9 protein-coding genes and 2 riboswitches are annotated in these 13,567 nt (G+C 69.9%); of the genes, 3 read left to right on the plus strand and 6 right to left on the minus strand.

Annotation, left to right across the window (positions count from 1 at the left end):
* Window positions 1-38: 38 nt before the first annotated feature.
* Window positions 39-698, minus strand: coding sequence for a TetR/AcrR family transcriptional regulator (locus EV139_RS01795; protein ID WP_130452597.1), 660 nt, complete (start codon window positions 696-698; stop codon window positions 39-41).
* A gap of 148 nt (window positions 699-846) precedes the next feature.
* Here EV139_RS01795 and EV139_RS01800 point away from each other — a divergent pair, with 148 nt between their 5' ends.
* Complete coding sequence (locus tag EV139_RS01800; protein WP_130452598.1) at window positions 847-3,129, plus strand: ABC transporter permease; 2,283 nt, start codon at window positions 847-849, stop codon at window positions 3,127-3,129.
* Window positions 3,130-3,260: 131 nt separating this feature from the next.
* Here EV139_RS01800 and EV139_RS01805 read toward each other — a convergent pair whose 3' ends face one another.
* The 5 genes from EV139_RS01805 to EV139_RS01825 all read right to left on the minus strand — a co-directional run bounded on the left by EV139_RS01805 (window position 3,261) and on the right by EV139_RS01825 (window position 8,488).
* Window positions 3,261-3,989: a FadR/GntR family transcriptional regulator gene (locus EV139_RS01805; RefSeq protein ID WP_130452599.1), complete on the minus strand. Its 729-nt coding sequence runs from the start codon at window positions 3,987-3,989 to the stop codon at window positions 3,261-3,263.
* A gap of 84 nt (window positions 3,990-4,073) precedes the next feature.
* On the minus strand, window positions 4,074-4,868 hold the full coding sequence (locus EV139_RS01810) for a 3-oxoacyl-ACP reductase (RefSeq protein ID WP_198677411.1): 795 nt from the start codon (window positions 4,866-4,868) through the stop codon (window positions 4,074-4,076).
* A 59-nt stretch (window positions 4,869-4,927) separates the two neighbouring features.
* Window positions 4,928-6,283 (minus strand): aldehyde dehydrogenase family protein, encoded by a 1,356-nt coding sequence (locus tag EV139_RS01815; protein ID WP_130452600.1) that lies wholly within the window; start codon window positions 6,281-6,283, stop codon window positions 4,928-4,930.
* Window positions 6,280-7,137 carry a gamma-glutamyl-gamma-aminobutyrate hydrolase family protein gene (locus EV139_RS01820; protein WP_130452601.1) on the minus strand — a complete coding sequence of 286 codons (858 nt, stop codon included), beginning with the start codon at window positions 7,135-7,137 and terminating at the stop codon, window positions 6,280-6,282. Before EV139_RS01820 ends, EV139_RS01815 begins: the two co-directional genes overlap by 4 nt.
* The gene (locus EV139_RS01825) at window positions 7,118-8,488 is read right to left on the minus strand and encodes a glutamine synthetase family protein (RefSeq protein ID WP_130452602.1); all 1,371 of its coding nucleotides are present in this window, start codon (window positions 8,486-8,488) and stop codon (window positions 7,118-7,120) included. The genes EV139_RS01820 and EV139_RS01825 overlap by 20 nt, the downstream gene beginning before the upstream one ends.
* A gap of 310 nt (window positions 8,489-8,798) precedes the next feature.
* Between EV139_RS01825 and EV139_RS01830 the strand changes: the two genes are divergently transcribed.
* The gene (locus tag EV139_RS01830) at window positions 8,799-10,343 is read left to right on the plus strand and encodes an amino acid permease (RefSeq protein ID WP_130452603.1); all 1,545 of its coding nucleotides are present in this window, start codon (window positions 8,799-8,801) and stop codon (window positions 10,341-10,343) included.
* Window positions 10,344-10,449: 106 nt separating this feature from the next.
* Window positions 10,450-10,551, plus strand: a riboswitch (glycine riboswitch).
* Window position 10,552: 1 nt separating this feature from the next.
* Window positions 10,553-10,658: riboswitch (glycine riboswitch) on the plus strand.
* Between the two features lie 46 nt (window positions 10,659-10,704).
* Window positions 10,705-13,557, plus strand: a complete 2,853-nt coding sequence (gene gcvP, locus EV139_RS01835; RefSeq protein WP_198677412.1) for an aminomethyl-transferring glycine dehydrogenase — start codon at window positions 10,705-10,707, stop codon at window positions 13,555-13,557.
* The last annotated feature ends 10 nt before the right edge of the window (window positions 13,558-13,567 follow it).

The following is a 13,567-nucleotide window of genomic DNA, read 5'->3' on the forward strand; positions in this document are numbered from 1 at the left end:
GCCCCGAGCCTGACTCCCGAGCCCCGAGCCCCGAGCGCCTACAGCAGCGGCTCGTCGGGGAGCGCGGGCACGGTCGCGTCGAGCCGGGTGACGGGCGCGGTGAGCATGCCGGCCGCGGCGTCGATGAAGAAGTACCCGACCTGGATCCACGATCCGCGCTGTTTGCCGGCGTTCATCTGTCGCTCCTGCTCCGCGCAGGCGCCGAGCACCAGGTGCGCGATGATGCCTGACCGTGCGCGAAGGACCCGCTCCGGAATGTCGGTCACGTGGGCGCGCAGGCGCGGCGTGTCCTCGGCCGTCTCCGCGGCGCGGACTGACTCCTCGAGGATCGACGCCATTGCGGGGGAGGAGCGCACCTGCGCGAGGAACTGGGCCCGCCAGCTCGGGCTTGGCAGCGCGTCGAGGTGTTCAAAGTAGGGCAGCACGCGGCAGCGCACGATGTCGTGCACGCTCGGTGAGTCGCCGAGCTGCGCGAACAGTTCGGCGCGGCGCGCGGTGAGCGGTGCGACGTGCCGCTCGATGAGCTCGCGGATCAGGCCGTCGCGGTTGGTGAAGTGGTAGGCCACGGCCGAGTGGTTTGCCGATCCGGCGTGCTCGGCGATCTTGCGGTTCGAGACCGCGTCGATGCCCTGCGTGGCGTAGAGCTGCTCCGCGGCGTCGAGGAGCGCCTCGCGTGCGCGGTCACTGCGCTGATCCATGTGCGCGGTCCTTTCGGGGGGGGGGGGCTTCGCTTCGAGTTTGCTGAGACGGGCCGCCCCAGGTCATAAAGTTTACGCCACGTGTCTTAAACTGGTGCGATCCACGATCAACGGCGATCTTCAGTTCTATCGTGTCAGGAGATCCTTCGTGACCACCACTCTCACCCGCGCCGACGACCCCGCGTCGTCGGCGCACGCGGATCGCGGCGCAGGCCCCGACGCCGCTCGCGCCGCGAAACGGGCGAAAGCCGAGGCGATCGGCCGGTACGCCGCGATATTCATCATGCCGCTCATCATCGTCGGCATGATGATTACGGGCTACCTCGGGACGATGCACGCCCCCACCGCGCGCGACATGCCCGTCGCGGTCACGGGCACCAGCGAGCAGGCGGCGGCGCTCGCGCAGGCGCTCACCGCAGCGGAGCCGGACGCGCTCGCGGTGGAGCGCGTCGCCGACGCCCGCACCGCGCGGCAGCAGGTGGTCGAGCGCGAGGTCGCCGCGGCGATGATCGTGGACGGCGGCGACGTGACGCTCGTCACCGCCACCGCGGCCGGGGCATCGCAGGCGAGCACGGTCACCGGCCTCGTGACTCCCGTGCTGCTCGACGAGCACCTCTCGGTCAGCACCGAGGACGCCGTGGGCTTGCCAGAGTCGGATCCGTCTGGCCTCGCCGCGATGTTCCTCGCGACGGCGCTCGTGATGGCGGGGTACCTGCCGTTCAGCGTGCTCAGGTCGAACTCGCCGGAGCTGCTGAAGTTCCGGCGCATCGTGCCGCTGCTCGCCGGCTGGGCCGCCCTGATCGCCGGGCTGGTGTGGCTGGTGACCGGCCCGATCCTCGGTGTCGTCTCAACCGATCACACCGCGGCCGTGCTCGGGATCGCGTGGCTCGGCGTCTTCGCGATCGGCGCCGTGCAATTATTCATCACGCGCCTCTTTGGCGCACTCGGGGTGATCGCCGGGATGTTCCTCCTCATGGTCCTCGGGATGCCGGCCTCAAACATGAGCATGTCGGTGTACACGATGCCGGCCTTCTACCGGGTGCTCCACGACATCCTGCCGATGCCGGCGATCGGCGAGGCGATGCGCTCGGTGCTCTACTTCGACGGGGTCGGGCTCACGGGACACCTGCTGGTGCTCGCGATCGGCGCGGTTGCCGGATTACTCGCCACCGCGGCCTACGACGCCGTGGAGCGCCGCAAGCACCCGGAGGGCGTGGTGCTCGACGTCAACATTCCGTCGCTGCACGGCGGGCCGCGCCCGAAGCGAAACTTCTGGCGCTACACCTCGCTGCTCGTCTTCCCGCTCGCGATGGTGACCATCATGGTGACCTGCATGCTGGGCGCGATGCATCAGCCGACGCCGCGGGACATGCCCGTCGCGGTGGTGGGCGCGAGCGCCGAGCAGGCTGAGCAGACGATCGCGGGGCTGGAAGAACACCTCGGCGACATGTTCGAGCTCACGGCGCTCGACTCGACCGACGAGGCGGCGGATCTGGTTGCGGATCGCGAGCTCGTTGCCGCGCTCGTGCTGCCGTCCGAGGCGGATCCCGAGTTCACGCTGCTCGCCAACCAGGCGGGGAGCCCGAGCGCGACACAGGCGGTGACCCGCGTCTTTACGCAGATCGCCGCGCAGCAGCAGCTGCCGCTGCAGATCGACGACGCCGCGCCGCTGCCAGACCGGGACAGCACCGGCACGGTCACCATGTACGTGGCAATGGGCTGGATTCTCGCCGGCTTCATGGTGGTCATCGTCGCCGCGAACGCGGCGCCGTCGAGTCGGCCGCTGCGGCGGATGCTCCCCATCACCGCCGGGTACGCCGCGTTCATGTCCGCGGTGCTCTGGCTCATCGCCGGGCCGATCACCGGCGCGGTCGACGGGCACTTCGCGGCACTGTGGGGCGCGGGGGCGGTGACGATCTTCTGCGTCGCAATGTTCGCGATGGTGTTCGAGCGGCTGCTCGGGATGCTCGCGGTGATCCCGGTGGTGGGGATCCTGATGTTCCTTGGCGTTCCCGCGTCAAACGGTGCGCTCTCCGTCTACATGGTGCCGGAGGCGTTCCGGGCGCTGCACGATCTGCTCCCCATGCCGGCCGCGGCCGAGACCGTTCGTTCGATCCTCTACTTCGGCGGCGACACCGTCACCGAGCACCTGCAGGTGCTCGGGCTGTGGGGCCTGGTATCGCTCGTGGTGGTCTGCATCATCGACTCGCTGAAGCCCGTGCGCACCGAGCACGACTTCGGAGACCTCGGGCTCTCAGCCGGGCGCGGCGGTCCGACGGGCTCGGCAGCGGCTGCCGGATCGGCCGAGCGGCCAGCGGCGGCGAGCGCCACCGAAGCGGCGCCGACCGGCACCGCGGCGGACCCGGATGCGCTGCTCGCCGCGGATGCGCCCCGCGCCGCGGACGCGGCGCTGGTCCCGGCGGGGAACTAGCACACCGCACCACACCGCAACGCCCCACACCACACCACACCGCACCGCCCCGTCTCGCCCCGATCGCGGGGCGGGGCACGGTGTGCCGGAGCCGGGGCGCCCGCGAGACTCGCTCGCGGGCGCCGGAGCCGCTACGGCCCCGAGAAAAAACCGCGCAGCAGCGCCGTGGAGCCCTCGATGTGCTCGAGCATCGCCTCCGCGGCGGAGTCTGGGCGCCCGGCAAGGATTGCTGCGACGATCGCCTCGTGCTGCGCGTTTGAGTGCGCGAGGTTTGGCCGCAGCATCGGGATTCCGTTGAGCAGCTGGTTGACGCGGGTACGCAGGTTTGCCACGAGCGGGACCAGGCTCGGCGAGCCCGAGAGCTCCGCGATGAGCAGGTGCAGGCGCGAGTCGAAGCGGCGGTGCTGACCGTCGTCGGCTGCCGAGCACTCCTCGAGCGCGCGGACCAGGGCAGCCCGCTCGTCCGCGGTCAGCTCGCGCCCGGCGGCCTCCCGGGCCGCGCCCACCTCAAGCACGCGGCGCAGCACCGCGACGTCCTCGACCTCGTCCTCACCGAGTTCCGGGCCGCTCGCGCCGAGGTCGGTGTCGAGTGGCAGATCGTCGACCACGAAGGTACCGCCGTAGCGGCCGCGTCGCGACACCACGTACCCGGCCTCCGCGAGCGTGGCGAGCGCCTCGCGCACCGTGTCGCGACTCACCTTGAGCATCGTGGCGAGCTCGCGCTCCGCGGGGAGCCGCTCGCCCGGTCGAATGAGGCCGAGCCGCACCGACTGCAGCAACCGCTGCATCGTCTCCTCGTACGCGTTGGTGGGGCGCACGGCGCGGACGAGCAGCTCGATGCCCTCGGCTGCCAGCTTCATCGGTCTCGCTTTCGTGTGCTCCGGGCGGGCGTCCGGGTGGGCCCGCCGGCTCTCTGACCGAGTCTACGCGGGGCTGCGGGGCGCCTACGACAGCGGCGTCGTGTACGCGCTGCTGATGCCGCCGTCGACGAGGAACGTCGATGCAGTGATGAACGAGGCGTCGTCGCTCGCCAGGAAGGCGACCGACGCGGCGAGCTCCTCCGGGCGGGCAAAGCGCCCGAGCGGAACGTGCACGAGCCGGCGCTCGGCCCGCTCGGGGTCGCTCGCGAAGAGCTCCTGCAGCAGCGGGGTGTTCACCGGCCCGGGGCAGAGCGCGTTCACGCGGATTCCCTGCCGGGCGAACTGCACACCGAGCTCGCGACTCATCGCGAGCACGCCGCCCTTCGACGCCGTGTACGAGATCTGCGAGGTCGCGGATCCCATCACCGCGACGAACGAGGCCGTGTTGATGATCGAGCCGCTGCCCTGCTTCGTCATGTGACGCAGCGCCGCTCGCGAGCACAGGTACACGCTCTTGAGGTTGACGTCCTGCACCTTCTGCCACGCGGGCAGCTCGGTCGTCTCGATCGAGTCGTCGTCCTCCGGTGAGATTCCGGCGTTGTTGAACGCAATATCGACCGAGCCGTACTCGCGCGCCGCCGTGTCGAAGAGCGCGTCCACCTGCTCCTGGTCGGTTACGTTCACCCGCACGAAGAGGCCATCGACGGCTGCGGCTGCGGCCCGGCCGCTGGCCTCGTCCATATCGCCGATCACGATCCGGGCTCCCTCGGCGCGCATGCGCTTCGCGGTCGCCAGGCCGATACCGCTGCCGCCGCCGGTGATCACGGCGACCTTGCCGGCGAGGCGCTGGGTGAGGTCGATGGGGGAGATGTCGCTCATGGTGGGCTCTTTTCTGCTGCTGGGTGCCGTGGCTGCGCGCGGCACGGGAGAGGGAGGGGTTATTCGCTGGCGAAGAAGACGTTCTTGGTGTCTGTGAAGTGGGTGGCGGCGTCGGGTCCGAGCTCGCGGCCGAGGCCCGATTGCTTAAAGCCGCCGAACGGGGTGGTGTACCGCACCGACGAGTGCGAGTTCACGGAGAGGTTGCCGCCCGCGACGCCCCGCGCCACGCGGATCCCGCGCCCCAGGTCCCGCGTCCAGATCGACCCGCTCAGCCCAAACTCCGTGTCGTTCGCGAGCGCGATCGCGTCGGCCTCGTCCTCGAACGGGAGCACCGCGACCACGGGGCCAAAGATCTCCTCGGTCGCGACGCGCGCGCCCCGCTCCGGCGTGACGACCGTGGGGGCAAACCAGGAGCCGGGACCGTCGGGGGCGCTGCCGCGGAAGGCCACGGGCACGTCGTCGGTGAGGAACGACGCCACGCTCGCGCGGTGCGCCTCGGTGACGAGCGGCCCCACCTCCGTGGTCTCGTCAAGTGGATCTCCCACCCGCACGCCCTGCACCGCGGTCTCGAAGTGCGCCATGAAGCGGTCGTACACGCTGCGCTGCACGAGCAGGCGGCTGCGGGCGCAGCAGTCCTGCCCGGCGTTGTCAAACACCGAGTACGGCGCGGTTGCTGCGGCCCGCTCGATGTCGGCGTCGGCGAACACGATGTTCGCGCTCTTCCCGCCGAGCTCAAGGGTGACCCGCTTCACCTGATCCGCGCAGCCGGCCATGATCCGCTTGCCCACCGCGGTCGACCCCGTGAAGACGAGCTTGCGCACGTCCGGGTGACTCACAAAGCGCTCCCCGACCACGGAGCCGCGCCCGGGGAGCACCTGGAACAGGCCCTCGGGCAGCCCGGCTTCGAGCGCCAGCTCACCGAGCCTGATGCTCGTGAGCGGCGTCCACTCCGCCGGCTTGAGCACCACGGCGTTGCCCGCCGCGAGCGCCGGCGCGAAACCCCACGACGCGATCGTCATGGGGAAGTTCCACGGCGTGATCACTCCGACGACGCCGAGCGGCTCGTGGAACGTGACGTTCATGCCTCCCGCCACGGGGATCTGCTGTCCGATCAAGCGCTCCGGGGCCCCCGAGTAGTACTCGAGCACGTCGCGGACGTGGCCGGCCTCCCAGCGGGACTGCGTGATCGGGTGGCCGGAGTTGGTGGTCTCAAGCCGCGCCAAGTGCTCCACGTCCGCGTCGACCGCGTCAGCGAAGCGGCGCAGCACGCGCGCCCGATCAGCCGGGGCGACCGCGGCCCACGCGCGCTGCGCGGTCACCGCCGCGGCGACCGCGGCGTCGGTGTCTGCGGCGTCGAGGTGAGCCACCTCGGTGACGGTCTCGCCAGTGGCCGGGTTGATGACGGTGTAGCTCATGGCTGCTCCCTCTGAGTGGTCTCGGACGCGGGACGGGCGTGGGGTGCGGGCGGCGCGGGCTGCCCCGGCGGCCGCGACGCTCGGGCCGAGGCGCGGGCGGCGCGATACTCGCGGGCGGCGGCGACCAGCCCGGCGAAGAGGCGCCGGTCCCGCGGATTTTCCTCAGGGTGCCACTGCACCGCGATCCCGAACGGCACCGAGGTGAGCTCGACGGACTGCACGATCCCGTCCGCGGTTCGGCTGGTCTCCGTGAGCCCGGCCCCGAGCTCGCCAATTCCCTGGTGGTGGTAGAGGTGCGCGGTGGCGTCGCGCTCGCCGCCGAGCACGTCGGCGATGCGTGAGCCGGCGTCCACCTCGACCTCGATCGGGTTGAAGACCCCGCCGCCCAGCTGGTAGCGGTCGTCGCCCACCAGGTCGGGCAGGTGCTGGATCAGTGTGCCGCCGAGCTCCACGTTGAGCAGTTGCGCGCCCCGGCAGATCCCGAGAAATGGGAGCTCGGCGTCGAGCGCCGCGGTGAGGAGTGCCGCCTCGAACGCGTCGCGGTCGGCGCGCGGAGCGCCGGTGCGCTCGTGCGCCGCCTCGCCGTAGCGCGCGGGGTCGATGTCGGCGCCGCCCGACAGGATGAGTCCGTCGAGGGTGGCAACGATCGCGGCGGCGATGTCGGCGTCGATCGGCTGCGGCGGCAGCACCACGGCGATCCCGCCGGCGTCGGTGACGGCGGCGAGGTAGACCTGCGGGAGGAACGAGGCGCGCACATCCCACACCCCGGTCTGCGCCTGCTCGAGGTAGCTGGTGACGCCGATGATCGGCGCACGCTCGGCGGGGGCCGGACGCTCAGAGCCGTTCGAAGCCACGGATGCGCTCCCAATCGGTGACGGCGGCGTCGTAGGCGGCGACCTCGACCCGCGCGGCGTGCGTGTAGTGCTCCACGACCTCGTCCCCGAAGACCTCGCGGGCGAGCGCCGAGTGCTCGAACAGGTCGGCCGCCTCGTGCAGCGTGGTGGGCACGCGCTCAATGTCGCTCGTGTACGCGTTGCCGGTGAGCGGCTCGCCGAGTTCGAGCTCGTGCTCGACGCCGTACATGCCCGAGGCGAGCATGCCCGCGACGGCGAGGTACTGATTCACGTCGCCGCCCGGCACCCGGTTCTCGACGCGCATCGCGTGGCCGCGGCCGACCACGCGGAGCGCGCAGGTGCGATTGTCGTGCCCCCACGCGACGGCGGTCGGCGCGAAGCTGCCCGGCACGAACCTCTTGTACGAGTTGATGTTCGGTGCGTAGAGCAGCGTGAACTCGCGCATCGCGGCGAGCTGGCCCGCGATGAAGTGGCGGAACACGGGGGACATGCCGTCCGCGGCGGTGGGGTCCGAGAACACCGGGACGCCCGCCTCGTCGCGGAGACTCGTGTGGACGTGGCAGCTGTTGCCCTCGCGCTCGTTGAACTTCGCCATGAACGTGATGCTCTTGCCGTGCGCGGCGGCGATCTCCTTCGACCCGCTCTTGTAGATCGAGTGGTTGTCGCACGTGGGGAGCGCGTGTGCGTAGCGGAAGGCGATCTCCTGCTGGCCGAGGTTGCACTCGCCCTTCACCCCCTCGCAGTACATGCCCGCGTCGTCCATCGAGTTGCGGATGTCGCGCAAGAGCGGCTCGAGTCTCGTGGACCCCTGCAGGGCGTAGTCGGTGTTGTAGTCGGATCCGGGGGTGAGGTCCCGGTACCCGTTCTTCCACGCCGAGCGGTAGTCGTCGTCGAACACGAGGAACTCGAGCTCGGTGCCCACGAACGGGGTGAGGCCGCGCTCGGCGAGACGGTCGATCTGGCGCATGAGGATCGCGCGCGGCGACACCGAGATGGGCGAGTGATCGCTTGCCTGGGTGAGATCGGCGATCACGAGGGCGGTGCCGGGCAGCCACGGGATCCGGCGCAGCGTGGAGAGATCCGGCACCATCGCCATGTCGCCGTACCCGCTGTCCCAGCTCGTGAGCGCGTAGCCGTCGATGGTGTTGACGTCGACGTCGACGGTGAGGAGGTAGTTGCAGCACTCGGCACCGTGCTCCATCGTGTCTTCGAGGAACAGTCGTGCGGACACGCGCTTCCCGACGAGCCGACCCTGCATATCGGTGAAGCCGACGATCACGGTGTCGATCTCGCGCTGCGCGACCGCCTCGCGCAGCTCGTCGGGGGTGAGGTTGCCACTCGCGGGGATCATTGTGGTGCTCCTTGCTACTCGTCGTTGAGGTCTCGGGGCGATCCGACGGAGCCCGTCGGATTTAATGGCCTGTGCTTAGGCCATTAAAGCATGAGGGGTTGCGTGGAGCGCAAGTGTTGCCGCTGAACTTTTGAGGTTGGTGTGGTGTTCTCGTGTCGGGTGTGCGGGTTTCCGCCGGATCAACTTTTCATTAAAGGTGGTGGCAAGCAACCAATAGGTGGGTATAGTCGTCCGTGTCATCCCAATGCATCCTGTGTTGGCCGCACCGCTGCGGCCCACAGCTCCTCACAACGTAGTGAAAGGGAAAGAAATGGCCAAGGACACTCTCAAGGTCTCCGGCGTGACCTACACAACCGCCGAGTCAGGGTACTTCGAGAAACGAAAACTCAAGCGCGCGGCCGGGGTCTGGGGGCTGTGGGGCCTCGCGGTCGGTGCCGTGATCTCCGGTGACTTCTCCGGCTGGAACTTCGGCATTGACGCGGCCGGATTCGGCGGCATGCTGATCGCGTTCGCCGTGCTGATCGTCATGTACTACGGCCTCATCTTCTCGATCGGCGAGATGTCGGCCGCGATGCCGCACACCGGCGGCGCCTACTCGTTCGGCCGCGCGGCGATGGGCCCGTGGGGCGGTTTCGTGACCGGCCTCGCCGAGACCGTCGAGTACGTCGCCACCACGGCGGTGATCGTGTTCTTCTCTGCCTCGTACGCAAACGGGATCACGAGCGAGCTGCTCGGACTATCACTCCCGTCGTGGGTGTGGTGGATCATCCTCTACGCGCTCTTCATCGGCCTGAACACCGCGGGCGCGGCGATCTCGTTCAAGTTTGCGATCATCGTCTCGGTGATCTCGATCGCGATCATCCTGCTGTTTTCAGCGATGGCGATCTTCAGCGGGGCGTTCAGCTGGGACGCCCTCTGGAACATCGAGCCGGACACCGGCCAGAACGTGTTCCTGCCACACGGCGTACTCCCCATCCTGTTTGCCATGCCGTTCGCGATGTGGTTCTTCCTCGGGATCGAAGAGCTGCCGCTCGCCGCCGAGGAGTCACACGACCCCGTGCGCGACATCCCGCGCGCCGGCCTCTGGGCCCGCGGCACGCTGATCGTCACCGGCCTGCTCGTGCTGTTTCTCAACACCGGCGTGCTCGGCGCGGAGGAAATGGGCACGGCTGGCGAGCCGCTGCTCGACGGGTTCCGCGTGATCGTGGGCGACCAGCTCGCGGCCGTGCTCGCGCTGTTCGCGATCATCGGCCTGTTCGCCTCCCTGCAGGGGATCATGTTCGCGTACGGCCGCAACATGTACTCGCTGTCGCGCGCGGGCTACTACCCGAAGTTCCTCTCGCTCACGGGCACGCGTCAGACCCCGTGGGTCGCGCTGCTCGCCGGCGCGATCATCGGGTTCGTGGCGCTCGTAATCGTCGACCTCGCGGGTGGCGCGGACGGCGTCGCCGGTGCGATCGTGCTCAACATTGCGGTGTGGGGCGCGGTGCTCGCCTACTTCATGCAGATGGTGTCGTTCTTGATCCTCCGCAAGAAATACCCGAACGCGAAGCGCCCGTACCGCAGCCCGTGGGGCGTCTTCGGCGCTTGGTCGGCGGCGGTAATCGCGGCGCTGATCTTCGTCGGGTTCCTGCTCAACGAGACCTTCCAACCGGCGATCATCGCGATCGTGGTCGTCTACGTGATCGCGCTCGCCGTGTTCGGGATCTACGGGCGGCACCACCTCGTGCTCTCACCCGAGGAGGAATACGCCGTCTCCGGTGGGCTGCACGGCGACCCGCAGGCGGAGGGCTACGGCGGCGCGGTGGAGGAGGAGATTCTCGCGCTCGACGGCACCGACCCCGAGCCGAAGTAGCCGGTCCCGGGGCCGCACGCGGCTCGCGCTCGCGGCGGCCCCGGGCGCCACACCCCACGACATCGCCCGCGATGCTATGGTGGGAGAACTCTTGAATACTGGCCAGTAAGTTGTGGCGGGAGAGTCCGGGAACCGCGTGCGGGGTCCCGGCGCCGTAGGAGCAATTCCTCCCCGGGAATCTCTCAGGCACCCGTACCGCTACAGCACGGCAACTCTGGAAAGCAGCCGGTGTATCCGGCTCACCGACGGTGCAAGGGCGCCCCGATCTCGATCGGCGCGTCTGAATCTCTCAGGTTCCGTAACAGAGCGGGGAGGATCCCATCTCGGGCGCAGGCGCGCCCGCGCACCCACGGAGATCCTCTTGAGCATTACGCAGCCGTACGCCCACGATTTCGCTGATCGCCACATCGGCGTCACCACCCCCGCGGACATCTCCGCGATGCTCGACACGCTCGGGTACACGAGCCTCGACGCGCTCGTCGACACCGCGGTCCCCGCGTCGATCCGCAAGACCGACCGGCTCGACCTGCCCGCCGCCCGCAGCGAAGAAGAGATCCTCGCGGATCTGCGCGCGCTTGCCGCGAAGAACGTGCTGAAGACGCAGATGATCGGACAGGGGTTCTCGGACACGCACACGCCCCCGGTGATCCGGCGCAACGTGCTCGAAAGCCCGGCCTGGTACACGGCCTACACGCCGTATCAGCCGGAGATCTCGCAGGGCAGGCTCGAAGCGCTGCTCAACTTCCAGACGATGGTGGCCGACCTCACCGGCCTCGCGATCGCGAACGCCTCGATGCTCGACGAGTCCTCGGCGGCCGCCGAGGCCGTGCTGCTCATGCGCCGCGCGGGCAAAGCGCCGGCTACGGCGCGGGTGGTGGTAGACGCGAACGTGTTCCCGCAGACCCTCGCGGTGATCCGGGGCCGCGCCGAGGCGCTCGACTTCGACGTTGAGGTGACCGAACTCGCCGACGAGCTGCCCGAGGGGGAGATCTTCGGTGTGGTGCTGCAGCAGCCCGGAAACGACGGCACCGTGCGGGACCAGTCTGCGCTGATCGCCGCCGCCCACGCGCGCGGCGCGATGGTCACCGTGATCGCCGACCTGCTCGCGCTCACGGTGCTCACGCCCCCGGGCGATCAGGGTGCCGACGTCGCCGTGGGCAACACCCAGCGCTTCGGCGTCCCGCTCTTTTTCGGGGGGCCGCACGCGGCGTACCTCGCGATCCGCAGCGGGCTTGAGCGCGCCCTCCCCGGCCGCCTCGTGGGGGTCTCCCGCGACTCGGCGGGGGAGCAGGCCTACCGCCTCACGCTGCAGACCCGCGAGCAGCACATCCGCCGCGAGAAGGCCACCAGTAACATCTGCACGGCGCAGGCGCTGCTCGCCATCACCGCCTCCATGTACGCCGTGTACCACGGACCCGCCGGGCTCCGCGCGATCGCCGAGCGCGCCCACGGCCACGCGCGCACCATCGCCGACTCGCTCGTCGCCGCCGGGATCGCGCTCGCCGGCCCCGCGTTCTTCGACACGGTCGTCGCGACGGTGCCCGGCCGTGCCGACGCCGTGATCGCGGCGGCCAGCGACGCCGGCATCAACCTGCGGCGGATCGACGCCGACACGGTCGGCGTCTCGACCGACGAGACCACGACCGCGGCGCACGTTGCCGCGGTGGTCGGGGCATTCGGCGCGGAGCTCGCACCGGCCGTGGCCACCGGGGAACTTGGATTCGATGCCGGGCTGGTGCGCACGAGCGAGTACATGACGCACCCGATCTTCAACTCGATGCGTTCTGAGACGCAGATGCTGCGCTACCTGCGGCGCCTCGCGGATCGCGACCTCGCGCTCGACCGCACCATGATCCCGCTCGGATCGTGCACCATGAAGCTGAACTCCACGGCCGAGATGGAGTCGATCTCGTGGCCCGAGTTCGCCGGAATCCACCCGTACGTGCCCGAGGAGCAGAGCCGCGGCTGGCGCGAACTGATCGCCGACCTTGAGCGCCGCCTCGTCGAGATCACGGGCTACGCCGGCATCTCGCTGCAGCCGAACTCGGGCGCGCAGGGCGAGTACGCGGGCCTGCTCGCGATCCGCGGCTACCACCGCGCGAACGGCGACACCGAGCGCACGGTCTGCCTCATCCCGGCCTCCGCGCACGGCACGAACGCGGCGTCGGCCGTGCTCGCGGGGATGCGCGTGGTCGTGGTGAAGAACACCGAGACGGGCCACATCGACCTCGACGACCTGCGCGCCAAGGTCGATGCCCACCGCGCCGAGCTCGCCGCGATCATGATCACGTACCCCTCCACCTACGGCGTCTACGACACCGACGTGCGCGAGGTGTGCGACCTGGTCCACGAGGCCGGCGGCCAGGTCTACATCGACGGCGCGAACATGAACGCGCTCGTCGGCCTCGCGCAGCCGGGCAAGTTTGGCGGCGACGTGTCCCACCTGAACCTGCACAAGACGTTCGCGATCCCGCACGGCGGCGGCGGGCCCGGCGTCGGCCCGATCGGCGTGGCCGAGCACCTGCTGCCGTTCGTGCCGAACGATCCGACCGGCACCTACTCGGTGAGTGCGGGGATCCCGGTGGTCGCCACGCTCTTCGGCTCGGCCGGGGTGCTGCCGATCTCGTACGCGTACATCGCGATGATGGGCGCCGACGGGCTGACCCGCGCGACCAAGACCGCGCTGCTCAGCGCCAACTACATCGCGGCGCGGCTCACCGAGCACTTCCCGGTGCTGTTCACGGGGGAGTCCGGGCTGGTGGCCCACGAGTGCATCCTCGACCTGCGCGAGCTCACGGCGCAGTCGGGCGTCACCGCCGAGGACGTGGCGAAGCGGCTCATCGACTTCGGCTTCCACGCGCCAACGCTCGCGTTCCCCGTCGCGGGCACGCTGATGGTCGAGCCGACCGAGTCGGAAGACCTGGGCGAGATCGAGCGCTTCATCGAGGCAATGGTCACGATCCGCGGCGAGATCGACGAGATCGTCGCGGGCGAGGTGGCGCTCGACGCGTCGGTGCTGCGCAACGCGCCGCACACCGCCCGCGCCGTGGTCGCCGACGACTGGGACCGCGCGTACTCGCGCGAGCGGGCCGCGTACGCGGTCCCGTCGCTGCGCTTTGACAAGTACTTCCCGCCGGTGGGCCGCATTGACGGTGCGTACGGCGACCGCAACCTCGTGTGCTCCTGCCCGGCACCCGAAGCCTTCGAGAACTAGGGGATCACCG

The sequence above is a fragment of the Leucobacter luti genome, assembly GCF_004217175.1.
Taxonomy (GTDB): Bacteria; Actinomycetota; Actinomycetes; order Actinomycetales; family Microbacteriaceae; genus Leucobacter; species Leucobacter luti.

What these genes read in the sequence shown, in the direction of transcription:
- EV139_RS01795 (WP_130452597.1), bottom strand. Translation starts at nt 698, where the DNA reads ATGGATCAGCGCAGTGACCGCGCACGCGAGGCGCTCCTCGACGCCGCG.
- EV139_RS01805 (WP_130452599.1), bottom strand. Translation starts at nt 3,989, where the DNA reads ATGAAGCTGGCAGCCGAGGGCATCGAGCTGCTCGTCCGCGCCGTGCGC.
- EV139_RS01810 (WP_198677411.1), bottom strand. Translation starts at nt 4,868, where the DNA reads ATGAGCGACATCTCCCCCATCGACCTCACCCAGCGCCTCGCCGGCAAG.
- EV139_RS01815 (WP_130452600.1), bottom strand. Translation starts at nt 6,283, where the DNA reads ATGAGCTACACCGTCATCAACCCGGCCACTGGCGAGACCGTCACCGAG.
- EV139_RS01825 (WP_130452602.1), bottom strand. Translation starts at nt 8,488, where the DNA reads ATGATCCCCGCGAGTGGCAACCTCACCCCCGACGAGCTGCGCGAGGCG.
- EV139_RS01830 (WP_130452603.1), top strand. Translation starts at nt 8,799, where the DNA reads ATGGCCAAGGACACTCTCAAGGTCTCCGGCGTGACCTACACAACCGCC.